The organism is Planctomycetaceae bacterium (assembly GCA_041398825.1).
In the GTDB taxonomy this organism is placed as follows: domain Bacteria; phylum Planctomycetota; class Planctomycetia; order Planctomycetales; family Planctomycetaceae; genus F1-80-MAGs062.
This window is the reverse complement of sequence record JAWKTX010000002.1, coordinates 550184-571862: the sequence shown is the minus strand read 5'-3', so window position 1 is coordinate 571862 and position 21679 is coordinate 550184. Positions and strand designations below refer to the sequence as shown.

Sequence of the window (21679 nt, the reverse complement as noted above, 5' to 3'; positions counted from 1 at the left end):
TATGTCCCTAGGGTCTGTGGCAATGTCGTCGCTTCTTCGCGCCGACGATGTTCCGCCTTCCGCCTTCACCCTTCCTCCTTTGGCGCCGAAGCAGCCCATGCTCCCCGCGCGGGCGAAGAACGTGATCATGCTGTTCATGGAGGGCGGCCCAGGGCACATGGATACGTTCGATCCCAAGCCGGAATTGACGCGTCTGCATAAGTCGGAATCGAAGTTGAAGGGCGGGCTGGAAACGGGTTTCAAGTTCTTCGTTGGCAGCCCATTTTCCTTTCGGAAGGTCAGCGACACCGGCATCGAGATGTGCGACCAATGGCAGCACCTGTCCGATCCGTATGTCGCCGATGAACTCTGCAACTATCGCGGTTGTCAGGCGGAATCGCTCAACCATCCCGAAGCCCTGTTCCACATGAACACCGGCAGCCGACTCGGCGGTGATCCGGCACTCGGCGCTTGGGCGACCTACGGACTCGGGACCGAGAATCAGAATCTTCCAAGCTACGTCGTGATGACGGAACTTGCGTTACCGCAGGGTGGCCCGACCAACTGGAGCAACGGATTTCTGCCACCGTATTATCAGGGAACCAGGCTTCGTCCGGAAGGCTCACCGCTGCTCGACCTGGCCGCACAGCCCAACAAGTCGCGTGATCACCAACGCCGTGCCCTCGATGAACTCGCCTGGCTGAACCAACAACATCTCGACCGTTCGGGGGCCGATGAAAAGCTTGCAGCCCGCATTGAAAGCTATGAACTCGCCTTCCGCATGCAGGCTGAAGTTCCCAATGTCATCGATCTCAATCAAGAGACGCAACAGATACAGCAGCTGTACGGTCTCGATGATCCCGATACGCAGACGTTTGGTCGCCAATGCCTGATGGCCCGCAGGCTGGTGGAGAACGGTGTTCGCTTCGTCCAGATTTTCAGTGGTGGCTGGGATAGCCATGACTATCTTGAACGTGGACATACTTCCCGCATCAAGAGTGTCGATAAACCGATCGCAGCACTCATTCGCGACCTCAAACAGCGCGACATGCTTAAGGATACACTGGTCATCTGGACCGGGGAATTTGGACGCACGCCGGACAACAACAAACGCGGCGGTGTATACTCGCTCGGCCGTGGCCACAACAACAACGCCATGACGATGCTGTTTGCCGGCGGCGGCGTGACGCCAGGCGTTGTGGGAGCCACCGATGAACTTGGAGCCTCCGCCGTCGAATGCGTTCATCCGATCCGCGATCTGCATGTCACACTGCTGCACCTCCTCGGCCTCGACGACAATAAACTGACCTATTTCCACTGCGGCCGCTTCAAACAACTCAGCCAGTTTGGTGGCGAAGTGATTCAGGAAATGATCACATAGAGCCAACGGACTTATCGCTGATCTCTCAACCTGGAACGAAACCATGCGACACGGGATATTTCTTCTTCCGCTACTTCTTCTGTCCGCTGCCGCCACCGCTGCCGAGCGACCGAACATCCTGTACATCATGTCGGACGATCATGCAGCGCACGCGATTTCGGCGTATGGCAGCCGGCTGGCGAAGATTGCTCCAACGCCAAACCTCGATCGGCTGGCGAATGAGGGTGCATTGCTGACGAATGTGTTTTGTACCAACTCGATCTGTTCACCGTCACGAGCCTGCGTGCTGACCGGCCAGTACAACCACACGAACGGTGCGTTTGATCTGGCTGGGAAAGTTCCGCCTGGCAAGCAGATGCTGGCCATCCAGATGAAACAGGCCGGTTATCAGACCGCCATGATCGGCAAGTGGCATCTCAAAGACGAACCGGCCGACTTCGATTATTACTGTGTGCTCCCCGGCCAGGGAAATTACCACAATCCCGAATTCCTGATTCGAGGTGACAAGCCGTTTGGAAAGAACGTCATCAAGTTCCCGGACGAGCATTCGACGGACGCAATCACCGACATCACGTTGGACTGGCTGAAAACCGGGCGAGAGGAAGGCAAGCCGTTCTTCCTGATGCATCACTATAAGGCTCCACACGACTACTTCGAAAACGCAGAGCGATACGAAACCTATCTGGCCGATGTTGAGATCCCGGAGCCGGAGACGCTGTGGATTCGCGATCCCAAGTTCGGTTCCATCGCCACACGTGGTGCGAATGACGAACTGATCCCGCACATCGGCACCTCCATTGGCGGACGCAATCCACGTCGCTCGTACCTTGGCGACCTTCCTGCGCTGTACCCGAAAGAGTTCCCGGCGAACTTTAACCCTGCGAACTACAGTGATGAAGAAAACACGCGCATGGCGTACAACGCGTACCTTCGAAAGTTCCTGCGTTGCGTGAAGGGAATCGACGACAATCTGGGACGACTGTTCGCCTATCTGGAGCAGACCGGCCAGCTCGACAATACGCTGATCATTTACAGCGCCGATCAGGGCTTCATGCTGGGTGAGCACGACTATCAGGACAAACGCTGGATGTATGAAGAATCGCAGCGCATGCCGTTTCTGGTTCGATATCCCCAATCCATCCCCGCTGGCCAGAAGCTGGATACCGTTGTCGAAAATGTCGACTTCGCGCCGACGATGCTGGAATTCGCTGGTGCTCAAATACCCGATTCCGTTCAAGGTCGTTCATTCAAGTCGCTGCTGGAGACCGGACGGGAGCCGAGCAACTGGAAGCAGGCCGCTTACTATCGCTACTGGATGCACATGGTGCACCACGACAACCCGGCGCATGTCGGCATCCGCACGAGAACGCACAAGCTCATCTACTACTACGGCTGCAACTACGACGGTGGCTACCAGACGCCTCCCGGCTGGGAACTCTACGATCTGGTCAATGATCCCCACGAGACACGAAACCTGTACGATGACCCCGATCAGGCAATGCTTGTAACTGACCTGAAGCGTCAGTTCGCCGAATTGCGGACGAAGATCGGCGACGATGGCACGCACTTCCCCGAATGCGAAAAAGTCGTCCAGGAGTTCTGGGACTACGACGCAGCCGACCGCGCCAAAGCCGTCGAGATCTCCCATCAATATCTGCAACGTCGCCTCAAAGAACTCGAAGCAGGCCAACGCAACGTGCAGACCCATAGAGGTCCGTAGTCTGCCGTTGCACGGCTCAATTCGCTTCCTGGGACGTCAGGTTCATGCGGCGGCGATCTGCACCCCAAACTCAATCACGTGGTGGGTGACCTGTAAATCAGTGGCGAACCTCTCACTGGTTGATGAGTCTTACGGGATGTGGGACAAAGTCGTTACGAATTTGGGCCCAGTAATTCTCCCAGTCGATGGTCTTTTGCGTTTGTCTGTCGTCGTCTTGATCGAAAAACAGATCTCGTAAAGCCAGCTTGCAGTTTTCTCGCAGACTTCCGGTCCTGGCTGCTACATGGGCACCACGAAAGACGGTTTCATCGATGCCAAAGTCGTTGCGCCTAGCGCCTGCGATCAGCCACTCAACGCCTTTGGGATCACCGAGTTCAGCCAGGCCCACCGCCGCATGAAATTTCGCATCCCGCCAACTGCCGCCCATGCGATCCGACCAGGGCCCGTCACTTGGCTTGATGGCAGCGGGACTCTTTTCATACTCAAATGGATCTCCGCCCGCGGATCGATTGCCGAGCACTTCCAGGAACAGCAGCTTTGTCAGCGGATCGTGGGCCGCACGAGCTGCCATCACAAACATATCGATGTCGCCGCTGTCACTCGATCGGGCGAGTTTCATGACCATTGCCAACAGATTCGAGTCAGCATCGTGCCGCGCTGAGCTGATTTCTGCCGGGACAACGCCCTGACTCCTGACAAACTCGGTTTTCCAGGAACTCTCACCAGCCTGGCTCAACCATTTGGTTACAAGCCGAAGCAGGTTCCGACGAATCGCTCGGTCGCCATCAGGGCCACACTGTTTTTTCAGTTCATCAAGAACGATATCCCGGAATCGATAGTCACTTGCCCCCAGTGCTGCGACCTGATCGATGGCAGATTGCAACACGTCGGCTGGAATCTTGCCGTTCTTGTTGACGTACTGGTCGAACAGGTCTCGCATCTCAATATTGGACGAATCGCTGCTGTTTGTGCGCAAAGCCGTGGCGCGTTGTGTCAGCGCGTAATAGATGACATTCAAGGCCATGGGAAAGGCTTGCGATCTCCCATAGATCCTCGTGTATTCGTCGACAGACGAGAATAGCCCCGGGAATCGCTCCCCGGGTGCACCTAGGTTGCTGTGTCGCCAAGCGCTCATGAAGTCGTTGTTATGGCACAGTAAGACCATCAATCGCTCATGATCAAAATAGCCGTCGTACTCAGCAGGTTCTAACTTCATATCTGGCATGGTGGCGCGCTCTCCGCTGAGGGCAGATGAGACCGAGACATCTCGCATCGCGAAACCAAAGTCGGTGTAGTTCGGAACCTGTGGCTTGAATTGCAAGTCGTAGACTCCATGAAAGATGGGATGGCTCATGGGGAGAGGTTTGGGATCGTGGGTCGGCAAGACTCGCTTCATCGTTTGACGGAAAGCCTCCAGGTCTGCTGCGCCCCAGGAACGATCAACCATAAGAAAACCGCCGCCGAGCAAGTAGTCGCGAAGGGCCGCAACCTCGTTGTCACTAAGAGACATGTCCGCAGGGTTCGAGAGGTAAACGAACCGTTGTTCAGATAGTCGGGGGTCGGTTAGCCGCATGGTCGCATTTGGTCTTTCATAGGCAAACCCCATGTGAAACGAGAGGTATCCTGCAATCATACGATCAGCTTCCGAATATCCTGCTCGCCAGGCACTCTCCTTACCCTGGCTATCGAATTCAATTCGCGTAAAAGCAAACTTCAACTTAGGAAAGGGCACACCGCGCAGCCATTTCGGCGGATCGTGCACCACTGCGTCGCGAGCCGCAATCGTCACGGGTGGGCGTGTAGTTCCAGACTTGTCTGGCACAACGACGAACGTCGGAAAGAGTGCGCTGTCTGTGAACAGCTTGTCGCCCAAGGTACGCGGCGTGATTTTCAATTCTGTGGGCGAGCGTCGAATCACCAGCGACTGCTCCCACAGACTTCGATTGAGTAACTTGATCGCAGCGTCATCGCTGATGCTCAATTCGCTTATCGTGGTTGTGCCCTTTGGTTCGGTTTCGATGTTCAGCGTCAAAGAAAGCTCATCGGCGACATGTTGCAAAACTTCTCGCCAGGGACATTCGCGGAATTGCAACGATAAGGTTCGTTGGCCCTGCTCTGCGACCGAAGTTTCGGGACTGGCGACTTCGATTGGCCAATCGAAGGACATCATTTTTGAAGCTCTTTGAATTGAATGGGGGACGTCATCGAGCGATTCCGGATGAGGCAGGGCCAAAGGTCTGGTTGCAAAACCAGAAGCATTGATCCGCACCCACACTTTGCCCGGCTCGTCTTCCGGTGGCCATGTTCCAGCTTCTCGAACCGCGCCGCCAGTGATCCAGAGACCGCCGGCGACCCACTGGTTCCAGTTCAAAATCAACGTCGCGGACGCTCCGTGCGGGATCTCAATCGGGTCCGGCATCTGTGACGCATCGCGCCGCCAGTGGGGCGAAAGAATTTCGAACTGTTGAAATTTCTCGGGCCGATTTAATACCGTCGTTAGAGTGAAGTCCCGTTCGGTGACGCTGAAAGTCTGTCCAGACGCGTTGTCGAATGTCAGTCGAATCCAGTAGTTCGGTTCGGTCGGCGAAGGCAGATGGACCTTTTGGACATCCACGCTGATGGTTACGTCCTTGAAACGATCCGGTTGTTCCGGCTTCACACGGCCAATGGTAATGGCTTCGCTACTCGGCGAAACCACTGAGATGACATTGTGTTGCGGCTGAGTGGCGAGAAGACTCTTACCGGATGGAAGGCCGGCCAGTGAAATCGTTTTGTCACGATCGGGGAACTTCGACCAGTGATCGTCCCTGCCTGAATAGAATTCGGCGCGGACAATCGCGTCAACCGCGACCGGCTGCGAATCGTCATTGATGACCAGTAGCTTTGAGTTGTCTGGTACAAACTGCGTAAGTTGTTTGTGCGAATGGTCGTGAAGGTGGTTGTTTGAGTCGACCGACTCGCCCGCTCCGTCCATTGGGGCCATGTCATCTGTTGCATTGACCTTGATGCTCACGACCGCGGTACCGCCGCGAGTCAATGTCACGGCTCCATTCTCGACGGACATCTCCGAGCCATCGCTATCCAGCTCGATCACGTAATTACCTGCCGCAATCCGGTGTGTTGCGCCCTGACGCGAAACGGTCAATCGTTGTACGATCTGTTCGCCTTGCGTGATCCGTATGGGAATATCATCCGCCGCGCAATCAATCGTCAAAGTTCCCTTGTTTAACTCCAGCACAATCAGCATGCCGAAGAAGAGCATGGATAATGCGAAAGCTGCGGTTGCGATATGTTTTCCGAGGTGCCGGCCCGGGCCGCCGAGTAACGTCGTTCTTCCATGCTCATCATGTTCGGCAAGCGTCTTGATGAACGTCGGTAGCGGTGACGAAGTGGGCTGCTGTACGTGAGCCAGGCAATCTTCAAGTAGTTCGGCAAGCTGCGTAGCGGATTCAAACCGGTCGTCTGCCAATTTTGCCATCAGCTTGCTGATGACGGCGCACAGCCATTCCGGGATATCAGGATTAATCTCACGAACAGGGCGAGGTTCTTTGTCAGTGATCAATCGCAGAACGCTGTAGGAAGATTCGGCGCGGAACGGTGCGCGGCCGGTACACATCGTGTAAAGGACACAACCAAGACTGAACAAGTCGCTGCGGTGGTCAACGGTTTCGGCGCGAGCCTGCTCGGGCGACATGTACTGCGGTGTCCCAGCCAGGGTACCGGATCGGGTCAGGCTTGCATCGTCGACGGCGCGAGCCAAACCGAAATCCATCAGCTGTACGCGTTCAACTCCTTCGTCCAGAAAAATATTCGCCGGCTTTACATCGCGATGCACCAGGCCCTGGGCGTGAGCCGCTGCCAGTCCTCTTGCAGCCTGCATACCAATCCGCAGGATCTCTTTTAATTCCAACGGCCCTTCTTCATGGAGTCGTTTTTGCAGCGACACACCACGTGAATAAGGCATCACGAAATAGGGCACCGTGCGCCACTCGCTGACTCCGTGAATCGCCATCACATGATCGTCGACCACGGCCGCCGCTGCCTGAGCTTCGCGAGCGAATCGCTTTCTGCCAGCGCCAGACACTGCGAGATGAGGCAGCAACATCTTGATGGCCACGTATCGATTGAGCGAACGATCAAATGCCTTGAACACCGCCCCCATTCCTCCCTGTCCAAGCAGTGCGACAATTTCGTAACTACCGATACGCCCCAGCATGGCGGGATCGTCAGTCGGGCCGAGCAGTTCCAACAATTGCGTTCGCTGATCAACAGGTGCGTCCAGCGCGTATTCGTTATCACACGCCTGGGGAGCCGTTGCCCCCAATGCCTCTTCAAGATCATTCCACCAGTCCAGATCACCCACCGTTGCCTCCAATGCCGCCCGACAGGTGTCGCAGTTCGACAGGTGTGTTTCGACTTCGATCAACCGCTTTTCAGGCAATTCGCCGGCGATGAACAATCGCAATGCGTCGTCAGGAATGCATGTCGCGGACGTTTGCATCAGATTATTCTCCAAAGATCTGTTAATTCTTCGAGCTTCTGTCTCAGTCGAGCGGCAACTCGACAACGTGCGGCATACACAGCACCAATCGAACGCTTGTACGTGGCAGCTACTTGTGCCGCCGCGCGGCCTTCCATGGCGGTAGCGTGAAAGATCGACCAGGTCGTTTCGGTAAATTCGGATTGGATTTCGTTCGCTGCCCAGCGAATGGCCTCCAGGCGACTTTCTCGTTGCAGTATCCGGTCCAGTTTCAGGTCTTCGTCAGTTGGCTCAGTGCTGCCAGCCGGGATTTCGTCGAGAACCTCCGCAACACTGGACGTGCCCGCCGCCGCGTCGGGACGTAACCGCGTGAGCGCATTGAGGATTGCGTTGCGACTGATTCTGGCCAACCAGTTTCGGAACCGTGGCCCGCCATCAATGGGCTGCCAGCTTTCAATTGCCCTGGCCACAGAGGCGAAAACATTCTGAGCCAGGTCTTCAGCATCAGCGTGCTGCAACCCGCGTGCCCGGGCCATTCGACAAACGACCGGTCGGTAGACAGCGATCAGCTCGCACCACGCAAGCTGATCCTCTGGATCTTTGACCCGTAAAATCAGGCTTTCTCTCGTTTCCGGCCAATCGCTCATGTGTGTCCTCTATTGGATTTCACACATGATTGCAGATTCCTTACACGAAATCCTGATTGGCCGCGTGTTAGAATGTTTCAAACACTGCACACCTGATGTCCGGAAAGGTTCTGATGCTGTCTGCCGGTGATATCGTCACTGTTGACGTGGTCTCTCCTCAGGTCTTTGGGGTCTTCTGTCGCCACGGTTCAGATGACATGCTCGTCGTGATTCCGCAGACATCGTGGATTGCTTCGTTCAATTCCTGTTTCCAGTTTGCTGAACCCGGTGATCGATTGACTGTCAGAATCAGGCATGTCGATCCGGCAACGGGGAAAATTGCAGCCAGTGTGAAAGACGTACATCCAGATCCGTGGGAAACGGGAAAAATTGTTATCGGCGCTCAGTATGAAGCCCGTGTCGTCCGGTTTGTGGAAACCGCGGACCGCTGCGACGGCAAGCCGGGCTATCTGATTGAGTTGCTTCCCGGAAGTTACGCAATGATTCCGGCGAAATCGCACAAGCATCTGAGTGGCGACATCGTCAAAGTCAGGATCCTGGCCGCCGATATTCGTCTCGGATCCGTCGTCGTCGACTGGTGGTAACTGTCCTCGTCAACGAAAAGAATGCGCTATCCGGTTCATGGGTTGAACGAAGCACCAGTCACCTGAAACAGTCTGCGACTGCCAAATGTCTTTTGTTCCTGGAAGAGCCGATGACCAACACAAACGCCGGGCAAATTGCATCGATCAATTTTTGCGAAGACGATGGTTCACTTCCCGCGGTCGCGTTTGTCAACATCTCTTTGGAAAGCGTGGCGAAGGTGTAGCACTTCATGGCATCAATCGGTCGCTGCGTGTCGAGGTCGCCGACGATCTGGGACGACGACCGGCGCGGGGTGCCATGCCTTCGCGGAGCGTGGGCATGTTTCGTACGATTCGTTAACCTCTATGAATGACACAGCCGCGCAGAAAACGACGCAGGATTTACGACACCCACGGGGACGCTCACTTTCTGACGTTTTCGTGTTGTCGGCGATTGCCTCTGCCGAGTCGTGACCGTCCCGCAATTTCATGAAGCCTACGATCGTCAACACGCAAACGGAACTGCCTTTCCAATTCTATCATGCTGCCTTAATCAGACTTGCACACCATCGACTAATTCCCCCGAACACCAGCCCAAGGTGAAGGCCGCACAGAAAGATTCCAAGAAGGAATTCTCCAAAATATATCTCGTGCACAGATTCCGGACCGAATTCACGGCTTGAATACACCATCTCAAACTGTAGATCGTGCTGACCATGAATGTGATCAGGAAGCCCACGATGCAACAATAGTGTGCTGAGCACCGGCAGAAGTAAGAAGACGATTGCAACTAAGAAAACAACATTTCCGAGTAGCAACAATATAACTCTCTGTTGGCGACTAGTCATGGAAGCAAGCCTTGTTCCTTTCAGACATTGACATATACCTCACATTTCTCACGGAACGCACAAAGGTGCAGAAACCGTTTATTTGAGTTTTGGTCGTCCTTGAAACAGTGGGTCCATCGAAAATTCATTGACGAGTGGAGTCTGATTGGTAGGCTTCCGCATCGTCAAGTGAAATTGGATCAAGGTGGACTGGGGAGAACAGGCATTGCGAGGGTGAGATTGAGGCACGGGTGCCATGCCCTCGCGGAGCGTGGGCATGCTTCGTACGTTCGCTACCCTCCATAAAGCAACGCAGGATTTACGACACCCACGGGGACGTTCACTTTCTGACGACCACAAAAGGGGACATGCTACTTTTGCACCGGCGAACCTTCTGAAGTGACCGGGGGGTCCAGCAGTTATTGCAACTACAACAATCTGACACCTGGACCGAACGAGCATGCCCACGCTCCCCGAGGGCATCGCACCCGTGCTCGTGTCAGAACTCTAATTCGACCAGCTTAATTTGTGAGTCGTGAGCGATAATCGCCCGTCTCCCATCTGTGGGGTGGGGGGCAATTGCGGTGACGTCGGCAACTTGAGGATGGTCCGGGTCACGCGGTGTCAGAACCATGTTTGCGAGTTCCGGACCATCACCACGGGAGACGGCAAGCTGCCGGTTCTTTCTCGTCCACCTGACTTCCCAAAGTGTACCTTCCGCACCAAAGACCCACTTGGACTGCTTGCTGAGCGCCCGACCAGAACCCTGCGCGGTTTCTAAAGAAAACACTCTGTCACCGACCCTGCAATAGTTTCCCGTTGAGTCTATGGAAAGGAATGGCAGGGACACGTCTTCTTCCAGCTGTCTGTCGATTGGTATAACATCAACCGATTTCTGGTTGTGCGTCAAGGCCACAACTTCATCGCGAATGCAAAGAAACTTCCCTGGCGTTGGATAACAGGTAAACAACAGTCTCTTCTTGCTGTTGTGGTCCGTCGGGAAGAGTACATTGAAACGCTCGCGAGGCATGCGACCAAGTACTGCACGAGTCTCCGCATCGAAAATCACCAGGTCGTTCGATCCTCCATAGGCAACCATAACTTCGTTGTGCGTGGCATTGCCTGCTGGATCTGAAAAAGGGCCGTACACTTCCCACTTCGTCTCAAGGGAGTCGAAATCCAGCAGGACCATTCGCCCGCTCTGGAGAACCAACAGCCCGGCAGAAGTCGGAATCAACTGCATGCCCGTAATCCCCTCCGATGCTGCCTGCCATTTCACACAATGCGTTTCTTTCATCTCTGGGAAGGAAAAACGGTGGAGTTGGTGGCGGGTCGCCGCGACAAAGCTTTGCCCGGAAGGATTCCATGCCAATCCAGAAACCCCATTACAGTCAATCGCAGTACGTGTGCTGGTCTCCGGGGATGTCTCAATTTCCTTCACTGGCTGAGCCACGAAGGCAGCGGGTGAATTCCATTGGATGCCAATTTTCAACAGGCCGAGTCGCCGTTCTTTGTCCAAAAGTTCCAACACTTCCGCCGGAGATTCTCTTTGGCGGATGCGATCTTCTGCTTGGTGATTCTTCCATTCAGCGTCTGCCCAATGAGCCAGCAGTTCAGTTTGAGCTAATGTCAGCTCGTTACGGAAATATTTTTCACGCAGCCATCGTACTTCATGCGAGGCAACCCTTGGTTTTGCATCCTCATTAAGTGCGATTCTCCCCGCGAACAGGATCCGGGATTGCATGTCGTTTGTTCCTTTTCCTGCCGCAAGTGCAATTTCAGTAGATGGCAAAACGTAAAGAAACTCTGGGTTGAAGTGCCGCCCCACATTGATTAACTGTTTGGTGATCTTCTCGACAGTCTCGTGAGGCGGGGCTTCTGTCTTGCCGCTGCGTTTGTATTGCTCTTCCATCATCGTCATCACGGAATTACGTAAAGCTGACTTTAGTATGTCGCTTTCCACCAACTCACCCTGCTGAATCTCTCCGTTCTTTACGGAGTGCGTTTCACATCCGGCGAGCACAAGGCCAACAGACAGGCCCGCTATCATCAACAGTTTACGCATCATGAGTACCTTCTTCCGTTTCGTATTTCTCGGGGAAAACCCTCGCGATGTGTCGGGATTTCAATAGGGGAAGTGATGTTCTTCAGCATCACTGAATCGCCACAAAAAGACGGTAGAAAAGGAGATTCTAAGACCGCGATCGATGCAGCGTATCAGCGGCTGGAAGCCCATGCGAGTGGAGCTCAGCCTCAAATCGACCGGCTGATGGGATCCTGCGGACCACAAAAGGGACATGCTACTTTTGCACGGGCGAACCTTCTGAAGTGACCGGGGGTCGAGCAGTTATTGCAATCGCAACAATCCGACACATGGACCGAACGAACATTCACACGCTCCACGAGGGCATCGCACCCGTGCTCAATTCCAAAGAACGCTCCGCCGATTCTGGACAGACTGAATCTGTCGGCTGAACTCTGGCTGCACACCGTCGAACAATTCGCCAAAAGCCGGGCCGCCAATCGCGTGACGCCAGCCTCCCGATTCAACGCCACGGCAAAACCACCGATGCCATCAACAATCCTTCAATAGGCCCGCATTGTTGGAGCGAAAACAACCACGGTTGACGGAAAGTCTCAATCAGCATCTACTTTGGTTGGCCCCCGTCTACGGTTGCCCCCGCCTACGAACGCCTGTCTACGCCCATCGTGATTTCCGCAGCAACCGTCTTATGCGTGAATCAGAATTCCAAGTCGTTCCGGTAGGGGGTTCGGATCAATCTCGGCGACATCGAGTGATTGTTGGCGGGCCGTCGCGGCAGCAAGACCGGCGACCTGCCCCGTTGTCATCCAGACCGGCTCCATGCGCAACACGCTCATCGCGACATGCGTACTTGACATCGCAACAGGGACAATCAGGTTATCAAGGGATTTCGGTAACATTGCTCCATACGGGATCTGTCCTGGCTGCGCTGGGCCATCGGCTTTCTTCGGATACCAGAGAACTCCCTCCATGAAACCGTCCACAAGAAATCGTCGATCATGGCACGGGTGAACATCAAACGAATGCTCACCCATCGCCACTGCGCCTTCGACCTGGGGAGTCCTGCCAGTCGCATTGTCAGGTGTGAAGCTGTGTTGTGTGAGAACAGCCCGGCCTTTGATGCGTCGGCCCTGTCGGACATACAGCTGCCAGGGCCAATGGTCGTTGCTGACGAATTCCTCATCGTGAAGTCCAATGCCCAGCATATAGTTTCGCACGTTGTCCGGAATGGCACTGTCATGCTGCAGGAACCAGATCAGACTTGCGACATGATCACGATGAAAGTCGTCGAGCCGCTGACGGTGAAAGCGATCGGCCTCAGGGTATCCCCAGTTCACTCCTGGACAATTGGTGCTCGTCAGCCCGGTAATGCTGCCGTTCATCTGATATTTGCTGCGTGGCAGTTCCGTTCCTCTCCCCCAGTTCCGTTGCCGTCCACTTCGGAAATCTTCACGCAAAGGGAGCAGATCTGGCAAGTGCATTTCGTAGGACTCCGGCTTCTCGATGGGAATCAGATGCCCGGGGTCATTCGTGAATATCGATCGAGCGCAGAATGCCTGAATCGCCTCCGAGGGTTCGCCGGTATCTGGTGTCATGATCTGTTGACCGGTTCGCCAGTTCATGTAGTGAATGCCGGCTTTGGACTCTCCAAACTCGTCGGATGCCTCGCGCCCTACCCGATAGTCAACACCTGCTTTGGCAGCAAGATCGCCCTCATAGGTGCAGTCAACAAACGTTCTGGCAGAGATAATGGTGCGAGATTGCGTAGCAGACTTATCCATCGATTCGAGTGAGACGGACCGAACGTATCGTGCTTCAAGAGTGCATTCTTCAAGCCACATTCCAGGCAGCCAGGTAATCCGCTCTTCCTTCTCGATCATCTCTCTGAACACGGCTTCAGCAACAGAGGGTTCGTAGTGCCAGCCGTCTCGCGTCAGGGCCAGTTGCTTCGCGTTTTCTCCCAGAATTCGACGATACTGCTCACGAACGCCATTAATGAATTCAAGGACCAGCCCGCCAAAAAGATGACGTCGAACCGCGTCGGTTGTGCAGAGACCACTCGCCGCCATACCTCCCGGATTACGTTTCGGGCAGGCAAGGATGACATGATCCCCTCGCCGTGCCGCCTCGATGGCAGCGGCAATTCCTCCCGGCGTGCTGCCGTAGACGAACGTGTCGCAGTTGCGTTTGACATCCTCAACTGAGGATCCTGCACTTAAGGTCGTCCATGTTGCAGCGATTCCTCCCAGAGCCGTCGACTGCAAAAACTCTCTTCGATCGATCTGCGTCTGCTGCACCGGCATTGGTTCACTCCCTTCAACAATATCGTATCTTCATTGTCCGATCAGTTGCGAAAACGACCATCCGCATCACAGTGTGACGTCAGTCAGAATCGTCCCATCGAGTTTCATCATCTTCAGGTGCAAATGTTCCGGTGTCGCGACTCCCTGAATGAGCGTTGCGTACTTCGGATGTGGAGCACCGCCGATCAACTGGGCAATTGGCTGGCTCGCCTTCTTCGGCATCCACAAAAAGTCGTGAGTATGCCCGGAGATGACGAGTTTCACTCCTGCTTCGGTAAGCGTGTCGATACACAGGCTGCGAATATACGCGGCAACGTTGGAAGTGCTTCCCGGAATTCGAGGATGATCGAACCAGAGCGGGATGTGGCAGAACAGGACTTTATGTGGTGCTTCGACGAACCACGGAGTCTTCACAAACTGTTTGAGCCAGTCTGCCTGCTCGCGCGCCATCTTTTGAAATGCTCCCATACCGCTTAGATAGGGGCTGTCATCGGGTTTATCTTCACCGGTGTCAAGTACGATCGCTGCCAGCGGTCCACTGCGAAAAGCATAATAGAATCGATCCCCCGGCGTCCCCGTGAAATTGGCCACAGAACGCGCCGCGGGACCACGGCAATCATGATTGCCTCGCACATATGCCATCGGCCACTTGTTTGCGATCGCGAGCCCTTCCGGCACGAGAAACTGGCCTGCCATTTGATTTTCAAAGTGGACATCATTCGATTGATCTCCATTCCAAAGCATGAAGTCCGGTTTGAACGCATTCGTCAGTTCATCAAGTGCTTTGAGTGTCTCTTCATTTTCGTGTGTATCATTCCAAACGGCAAAGGTTGTCTGGTCAGCGGTCGGATCAAGAGTGCGAAAACGGAACTCCTCACTGGTCTGCGGCTCGCCGACTTTGAATTCACCGTGGTAGAACTGCCTGACCTTAATCCAGCCCGCAGTGCGGGCAACCACTCGATGCCGAATCACCTTTCCCGGCGGAAGAGGTGGCAGGCGAAATTTCAGGACATGTTCTGCCAGTGGTGCCAGACCATCATCGTCGGCATCGACCCGTTGCCAGTCGCCGTCTTCGACTGCGTATTCCAGATATCCTGTGGCCAGCCGCTGAACCGGCTGGAGGATGCAAACTTCATCCGCAGCCGGACCAGTGACGACAGCGCTTCCTGCAAACACCGGTCCGTCAGGTCCGCCAGCGGTCCAGGCGCCTTCCGCCACATCCGGCCTCGGGTCCTTCGAATAGTCAGAATAATCTTGAGCCGTAACTGATCGTTTTCCAACGAGTGCTCCCGCCGATGTGGCAAGGATCGAGTTAGAAAGGAATCTTCTGCGATCAACGGACATCGTGGATTCCTGCTTGAAGAATGGCAAAGGGGAATCGCAAAGGAAACGTTTCACCTTGACTGCTTTGGCCTGCCTCAACGTCGAAGCGAAGAATCAAGACTGAGGATTACAGCCGTTTTTTTGTCTGCCAGTGAGTATCCCCAAACGGAGTACCTCGAGCAAGGCTGTGTCGCGGGACCTGAACTTAACTTAACGGTCCGTTGAAAAATCGGGACCGGCACGCAGGACGGCTCGTTGCCGTAATGCGAAAACTATTCATCACCCTCAACGCCATGATCAAGAACAAACAAATGTGGCAGGATCCCGCCTGCAATTCCTGACAAAATTCAGACAGCAGATGACTCCGGAAATCTCCATGCGTCATGCCTTTCAGTCCGGTATTTCGGCTGTGCCCAAAATTCGTTAGCCTTTGGCGGATATCAAAGGAGGATACGGGCCAATGAATGGCATGTTTCGTTACGGAAAAGGAATTGCGGCGGCGTTGACCTTGTCAGCCGTTGCTTTCGTCTTGAAGGCTGCTCCACAGTGGCTGTTTCCATACGTTGACCCTCTTCCCGGCCACGGCGAAGCGGGCATGCTCATTGACGACTACCTAACCGCTCCACGAGCTTCCCCGCCAGTTCGGGAAGTGTTGGATGCAGCCACAACCTGGAAGGTAGCCGTTGTAACAAATCGGCCGATGGTGCAGCCCGACGAGCCACTGCCGTTTCAGGCGACAAAGCCGCTTTCGGAGCAGGTGGTTGATGCGATCTACAGGTCGGCGGACACGCACTTTCAGTTCTGCGATGTCGTCATTCCCAACAATCGTCGACGCGGCACATGTCCCGTACAGAATGACAAACAACCAGGCATTGCATTCAGGCACATTGAACAATCTGTCTCAGAGACGTTTTTTCCTCAACTGGAAACGCTGCGCCAGCAAAGTGGGTCGCAGGATATTCTGATTTTTATTCATGGCTTTAATGTGCGTCTGCCCGAAGCCGTGGCTCGAGCTGCTCAGGTTGCAGAGGATATGCCCTTTGCCGGTCCAGTCGTTGTGTTTAGCTGGAACTCACAGGCGAAGACTCTGGCGTATCAGCAGGATGAGCATTCAGCCGAACGGCACTTCTGGAGTCTTGCGGAATTACTTCATGGACTGCGGACCAACCTTGCACCATCGTGCAAGCTTCATGTTGTTGCACACAGCATGGGTAATCGAGTGACGTTACGCGCCATCAACGCTCTGACTGGCACCATTGACCCGGTCGGGCAGCCGACGGACATGTTCGTGCGAGCTCGTCTCCAATCGGCAGCCAATGTAAGCGACGTCTTTGCGGCGATCGACAGCACCCGAACCAGCATCGTGAATGGAACTCACGAAATTCCGCAGCGGTTTCCTATCTGGGCTTCGTGGCGAGAACGAAATGTCTCAACGGCACCGCTGGCGAATTTGATTCTTGCCGCTCCCGATGTTGATGCTGTGGAATTTCGTCAACTGGTTGGTGACATCAAACAAGTCTGTAGCGGCATCACTGTCTATGCTTCCGAAAGCGATCTGGCCCTGGAAGCATCGCGGCGAGTGCATGGTGGCAGATACCGTGCCGGTGATGCCCGAGCGAATCTGGACATCGAAGGCATAACGGTTATTCGAGTATCCGTGCCGGGATCAAACGATCTGTTGGGACATTCGTACTACGGAAGCCATCCGCAGGTACTCGACCAGTTACATCAGCTCACCCAACCACTGCGGCGCATAACTCTGGGAATTTCTGCTCAACGCCAGTAGCCAGTGTGTGTATTTTGGATGCCCCGGCCTCTCTTAATTAGGTTTGGGGTTCTCCGGCTTGGGTGAGCTGGCGTCACCATTTGCTTTCTCCGCCTTGAATCGCTCGTCAATGATGGGCGTATCAAGTGGTAGCGATATGCAGTTGAGATCGACTGTCTGTCCGTCAACAAGCAGCTCGATGTAGTTGGTCCATTGCCAGCGCGATCGAGATTCCATGGGGTAGCCTTCGATGGGCGCTTCGGGCGTCTTCGGGTTGTCCCACTGACCTTTGGGAGGACAGTGAACGACAACTCCTGCTTGTTCTTTGCCGAGAAAGAAGTTGGGGCCTTTCACCAGAAAGATTGGGGCTCCCTGGCTTTTGACTTTCAGGATGTGTGGCCAGGCGGCCTCAAACTCTTCGCGAGTCTTGAATCGCAGCGCAAAATGCTGAGCCTCCAACGTTGGGCCAACCAAAGTGCGCGATTGCTTGCGCAACGGTTCCAGTTCGTTTGGCCAGTCTTTCGGCCAATTGCCCGTATTGGAAACCGAATAGAGTGCGAAAGCGGTTGAACTCGTCACTAGCAATGCGAGGACGACAATCGATACTCGTGTCTTCCACATGATCCACACTCCCGATTTGGACTGAGCATTGGTTTGCGAAATCAAGACGGCTTTGCCGCAGAATCGACAAATCGCCCGGGCTTCGTTTTCGCCCGGGAGGTGTCTCCTTGTTGTCTGGCAGCATTGTCACAGCCAACGAAACATGTAACGAACAATAAGAGCGTTGGCCAGCGAATTGGCATGAGTACCGTCCTTTGGTGCAATGGTTATATCACGGATGGGATGAGTTCAGAATGAACTTCGATGCAGTGTTTCAAAGCTTGATTCAGTTTTTGATCGGTTCGAGCGATTCCTCAAGACCCGTCCGGTCACCGTCGGCAGAATCTGACGTCGGCAGTGAGTCGTAGGTTGACCGCATCTCCTCCAGCAGTTCCACAACCGCCATCTGAGTATCCCGATTTGCACTGATGGTCAACCGGCCGTCGGTTGCCGCGGCAACATATTCACCGCCAGCAACCCACCATTTGTCTGGAGTGATTCTCGTCGTCAAGGCCTGAATGACCTGCTCCTCCTGCCCTTTCAATGGCGGCGGCAATTCATGGACTCGTTCGTATTGGTAGGCCTCCGCCCTGTCGATCGAAGTGATTCGGATTTCGTCGTCGCGGACGATGTAGGACATTCCAAGCGGTACCAGGATGAAGTCGAGAGCCGCTCCCAGCGAAAGGTCGCCCAGGTCTGCGCTGACTGGCTGATTCAAATCGGGCGTTTCATCCTCCAGCCACAAGGGGTCGAAAACGATTTTTACATCGTGAAATCTGCCAAACTGTTTGGCGACTTCAGCAAGCGGCAACTTCCTGATGGATTTCAACGTTGGCTGCTGAAGCATCTTGTGAATCTCGTCTTCCACCTGTGCTCTTCGAGTCGCTCGGTAGGGCCGAAATTTGTGAAGAGCCGCCTCATCGGCAGCGGAACGAGTGCCGGGGATGACTACCGGTGGCTGATAGGCCTGATCAAGGAGCTTTCCGAGTCTTGTCTGTTCCTCAGGTGAACGCTGCGAAGACGCGTCTAAGCCACCGAGTCTGACGCGATCAAAGCTCTCTGCCATTTCCGTCCTGATCTGTTCCCACAGCTCTCGTTCCTGCTGAGTTTTCGGGCGTGACGCCAGGAGAACGTCGCGAATTCTGAGCCAGGGGACCGAGGCATCGTCACCGAATCCGATTTCCCAGACATCGAACACGTGGCCCTCGCTGACGTACCGTGAGGTAAAGGACAACTGGTGCCCGGCACGGAGCGTCTGGGTGTCGATGATCTGCTGAAGTTCCTTGCGCGTGGCGGCGTTCCCCTTGTTTCGATCGATCCAGTTACGAATCGAGGCGACGACTTCGTCAGCGGTCAGTTTCGGTTGCTTTCTGCCCACCGCGTTCTCGCCAGCCATCCCATTGAACGCAGCGACCGCCTCGTTGAGAGATACAGATTGCTTCGCTGTCAGAAAACCGTGTTGTTCGGTAATCCGCGTTTCGAAGTAATCCGAGTTGTTTCCTGCTGAACCACCGTCAAACGCCAGCCCTGTCTCTCCTTCGGTCGAATCATCCAGTCGCAGGTGAAATCCATTTTTCAGCTCTTCGTCGAGCTTTGCCTGAGGATCATCCTGTGTCAGCGTTGGCGCGGGAACGGGGGTGTGGCGGTCTCCGATTCGAAGCGTGCGAATGGGATCCTTGTACCACAGCGTCCCGATAGAGTATTCCGCTTTGAGAGGCACGAAAATTCTCGCGTCCCAGTAGTCGACCCCGTCGCGGGTTATCCGGTCAAAGGATTCCAGACGACAGTCATGGAAAATACTCCGCAGCACTCTGCTGACCGCATTCGGATATCGTTCATCCTTCATATTGCCATCGGCAAGCATGGTCAGATGACGTTTCCCGAGGTGCTTCTTCATTGCAGACTCTGGATGCCACTCGACCATGAGAGGAACTTTGACGAAGGAGCCTGATTCCGTGAGTGCCGCGTTTCCTTGCCGAACGTCGGTTGTTGGTGACACCTCGTCAATGGAAGCTAACTCGTCATCTCCCCCGTTCATTGCGGGAGCCAGGTCAACTGATTTGACTTCGTCCATGGCCGCCTGAATCTGTTCGGCGAGTTTCATTGCGTCGATCTTGCCAGTGATGGTCAGCTTACTGCTAATCGGTCCGTGTACTCTCGGTGCGTTCACGACCTTTCGGTCAAGCATGATCACCATGTACCCGTTCGTTCCTTGCTCGCTCAGCGCCGTCGTCGCGTCAAGAAACCGCTTGCCGGCTTCTTCGGTTAACGTCATGGCAACGATGTCACCTCCGGGAGGATTGTTCGGGGCGGTGGTGGCGGCGACTTCGAGGATATCGGCTTCGGTAATGATCGAACGCTGGTCGGGCAGAATCCGCAGCAATGGTCCGTCGGGAACTTGACAGAACTCCGGACCAGCGGCCGCTTCCGGTTCGCCTTCAGCGACCGCGATGGCACCATGAATCCGCAATCGTCGGACCAGCAGCGGTTTGGTGGGAACGCCATCGGTAATGGTCAGCAGGTTGCGAATGGTCTGTTCATCGTTGTCGCTGGCCAGGAACTTAACCATCCCATCGGCCATCGCGGCATGCACGCCCTGCTCAAACCAGCCGCCGAGTTCGGGCAACGGTTGCTCGGCGGAGTAGTCAATGTCGGCCGGCTTGGTCCAGGGAATGTCTCGTTGGGCTTCAATCACGGCGATGCAGTTTGACGTTCCGTCATGCATGTCGATGAAAGACGCGCCACGCTGTTTCCAAAACACCGTCGCTTCGGGCGTGTACTGTTCGTATTCAGGCTCCAGAACGCCACTGCGCTGGTCCCGCATCTCCTGAAGTTCTGCTGCTCGCTTCGAAACGTCATCCGACACGACTCCCAAATACGACGTATTGACCGAATCCGCACTATCCAGTGGTGAGCGATACACGTCGGGCATCTTCGCGAGCAGCGATTTATTGTGATCGCTGTCCCAGGGTTCATCGAAGTGATAATCGTCATACAGTTCCTGGTAGCCCAGCAGCGGCAACAATTCGACTCGCCAGCTATGCGGCGGTCCACCTTGGCCGTCCTTGCCGAGAATGGTTGCCGGAGGAAAGTGCCCGTGCGCATCGTGATAACGGTGCAGTGCGTAGATGATCTTCGTCAGGTTTTCGACGGTTCCCTGACGGGCAGAATTCGAGGATCGCTTCGCTGGTTGGCTTGAGTTACCGTCGGTGGATTCCACTTGAACCGGCATTGCAGTCGCATCAATGCCACTCGCGGCTTGCGGATCCCTTTGTGACAACTCGTCCCTGACGACACGGAAGTGTAGCTCTCCTGTTTCTAAAGACTGTCCTTCCGCACCATCTGCCGGATTGGCGACGGTGAAGGAGAGGCTCAGCTTGCCATCGGTGGGCGAGACGATCAGCCGGGTGCCGACATTCGTGTTGAAGTCGGCCTTCGGATCATCCGTGAACCCGATCTTTTGCCCCCTGCGGGCGATGGGCTCTTCGGTTACAAGATGCGACATCCAACCGCCGATGATCTTTTCCTGCTCGTCCACAATGGCTTCAAGCGCATCGTTTGTTTCGCTCCGTCGCAGATGCGCCTCCTGATGCATGAAGGCGTTCGGCAGCGAGACGATTGCCGGACCGTAGATGCTGCGATAAAGAAACTCGACATCAACGACTTGTCCCACGCGATAATCATTCTGTGCAGGGATCAGTCGAAAGCCAGCTTGCAAACCATTGTCTGGCATTCCCCAGTGGATCTGCGATGCCATCCTCGAATTCCATGCGACAAACTGATGTCGAATCCCAAACGCATAGGTCCATTCCGGTTTGCTGACTTGCGGCATCACGATCCTCACGGACCAGATCGAATAGACACCCGATGACGTTTCAAATCGCGGTATCACCTCAAACCGTGTATCCGCAGGCAGGTAATGCGTGCGAGCGATTCTTTGAAAGTTGTCGAACGTCGCGTCGTCGACTCCAGCTTCGTTTCGCTTTTGCTTCCAAATCGCAATAGAAGCTAAAACTTCTTTCAACGTAAGCGGCGGCTGACGGACAC

The 21679-nt window shown here is 54.9% G+C and carries 11 protein-coding genes; 4 read left to right on the top strand and 7 right to left on the bottom strand.

What is annotated here, in order from left to right; translation table 11 throughout:
- The first annotated feature begins 22 nt into the window (after positions 1–22).
- Both R3C20_06080 and R3C20_06075 read left to right on the top strand, forming a co-directional pair.
- A complete protein-coding gene (locus tag R3C20_06080; GenBank protein MEZ6040053.1) occupies positions 23–1360 on the top strand; it encodes a DUF1501 domain-containing protein in 1338 nt (445 codons plus the stop codon).
- A 43-nt stretch (positions 1361–1403) separates the two neighbouring features.
- The gene (locus tag R3C20_06075; protein MEZ6040052.1) at positions 1404–3080 is read left to right on the top strand and encodes a sulfatase; all 1677 of its coding nucleotides are present in this window, start codon (positions 1404–1406) and stop codon (positions 3078–3080) included.
- 112 nt (positions 3081–3192) lie between these two features.
- On the opposite strand, the gene R3C20_06070 is transcribed toward R3C20_06075, so the two are convergent.
- Positions 3193–7581: a DUF4159 domain-containing protein gene (locus tag R3C20_06070; GenBank protein MEZ6040051.1), complete on the bottom strand. Its 4389-nt coding sequence runs from the start codon at positions 7579–7581 to the stop codon at positions 3193–3195.
- Positions 7581–8207, bottom strand: coding sequence for a sigma-70 family RNA polymerase sigma factor (locus R3C20_06065; protein MEZ6040050.1), 627 nt, complete (start codon positions 8205–8207; stop codon positions 7581–7583). The genes R3C20_06070 and R3C20_06065 overlap by 1 nt, the downstream gene beginning before the upstream one ends.
- A gap of 113 nt (positions 8208–8320) precedes the next feature.
- Here R3C20_06065 and R3C20_06060 point away from each other — a divergent pair, with 113 nt between their 5' ends.
- Positions 8321–8791, top strand: coding sequence for a hypothetical protein (locus R3C20_06060; protein MEZ6040049.1), 471 nt, complete (start codon positions 8321–8323; stop codon positions 8789–8791).
- A gap of 1305 nt (positions 8792–10096) precedes the next feature.
- Here the strand turns inward: R3C20_06060 and R3C20_06055 are convergent.
- The 3 genes from R3C20_06055 to R3C20_06045 all read right to left on the bottom strand — a co-directional run bounded on the left by R3C20_06055 (position 10097) and on the right by R3C20_06045 (position 15288).
- Positions 10097–11665 (bottom strand): hypothetical protein, encoded by a 1569-nt coding sequence (locus R3C20_06055; protein MEZ6040048.1) that lies wholly within the window; start codon positions 11663–11665, stop codon positions 10097–10099.
- Between the two features lie 662 nt (positions 11666–12327).
- Complete coding sequence (locus tag R3C20_06050; protein ID MEZ6040047.1) at positions 12328–13944, bottom strand: FAD-dependent oxidoreductase; 1617 nt, start codon at positions 13942–13944, stop codon at positions 12328–12330.
- A gap of 66 nt (positions 13945–14010) precedes the next feature.
- Positions 14011–15288 (bottom strand): metallophosphoesterase, encoded by a 1278-nt coding sequence (locus tag R3C20_06045; protein ID MEZ6040046.1) that lies wholly within the window; start codon positions 15286–15288, stop codon positions 14011–14013.
- Positions 15289–15727: 439 nt separating this feature from the next.
- Between R3C20_06045 and R3C20_06040 the strand changes: the two genes are divergently transcribed.
- A complete protein-coding gene (locus tag R3C20_06040) occupies positions 15728–17053 on the top strand; it encodes an alpha/beta hydrolase (protein ID MEZ6040045.1) in 1326 nt (441 codons plus the stop codon).
- A gap of 33 nt (positions 17054–17086) precedes the next feature.
- Here R3C20_06040 and R3C20_06035 read toward each other — a convergent pair whose 3' ends face one another.
- Both R3C20_06035 and R3C20_06030 read right to left on the bottom strand, forming a co-directional pair.
- Positions 17087–17653: a hypothetical protein gene (locus tag R3C20_06035; protein ID MEZ6040044.1), complete on the bottom strand. Its 567-nt coding sequence runs from the start codon at positions 17651–17653 to the stop codon at positions 17087–17089.
- Positions 17654–17918: 265 nt separating this feature from the next.
- A complete protein-coding gene (locus R3C20_06030; GenBank protein ID MEZ6040043.1) occupies positions 17919–21656 on the bottom strand; it encodes a DUF1559 domain-containing protein in 3738 nt (1245 codons plus the stop codon).
- Between the last annotated feature and the right edge of the window lie 23 nt (positions 21657–21679).

Excerpts from the sequence above, each read along its gene's own strand:
- R3C20_06075 (MEZ6040052.1), top strand. The coding sequence starts at position 1,404 with ATGCGACACGGGATATTTCTTCTTCCGCTACTTCTTCTGTCCGCTGCC.
- R3C20_06035 (MEZ6040044.1), bottom strand. The coding sequence starts at position 17,653 with ATGTGGAAGACACGAGTATCGATTGTCGTCCTCGCATTGCTAGTGACG.
- R3C20_06060 (MEZ6040049.1), top strand. The coding sequence starts at position 8,321 with ATGCTGTCTGCCGGTGATATCGTCACTGTTGACGTGGTCTCTCCTCAG.
- R3C20_06045 (MEZ6040046.1), bottom strand. The coding sequence starts at position 15,288 with ATGTCCGTTGATCGCAGAAGATTCCTTTCTAACTCGATCCTTGCCACA.
- R3C20_06055 (MEZ6040048.1), bottom strand. The coding sequence starts at position 11,665 with ATGATGCGTAAACTGTTGATGATAGCGGGCCTGTCTGTTGGCCTTGTG.
- R3C20_06050 (MEZ6040047.1), bottom strand. The coding sequence starts at position 13,944 with ATGCCGGTGCAGCAGACGCAGATCGATCGAAGAGAGTTTTTGCAGTCG.
- R3C20_06065 (MEZ6040050.1), bottom strand. The coding sequence starts at position 8,207 with ATGAGCGATTGGCCGGAAACGAGAGAAAGCCTGATTTTACGGGTCAAA.
- R3C20_06070 (MEZ6040051.1), bottom strand. The coding sequence starts at position 7,581 with ATGCAAACGTCCGCGACATGCATTCCTGACGACGCATTGCGATTGTTC.
- R3C20_06080 (MEZ6040053.1), top strand. The coding sequence starts at position 23 with ATGTCGTCGCTTCTTCGCGCCGACGATGTTCCGCCTTCCGCCTTCACC.
- R3C20_06040 (MEZ6040045.1), top strand. The coding sequence starts at position 15,728 with ATGAATGGCATGTTTCGTTACGGAAAAGGAATTGCGGCGGCGTTGACC.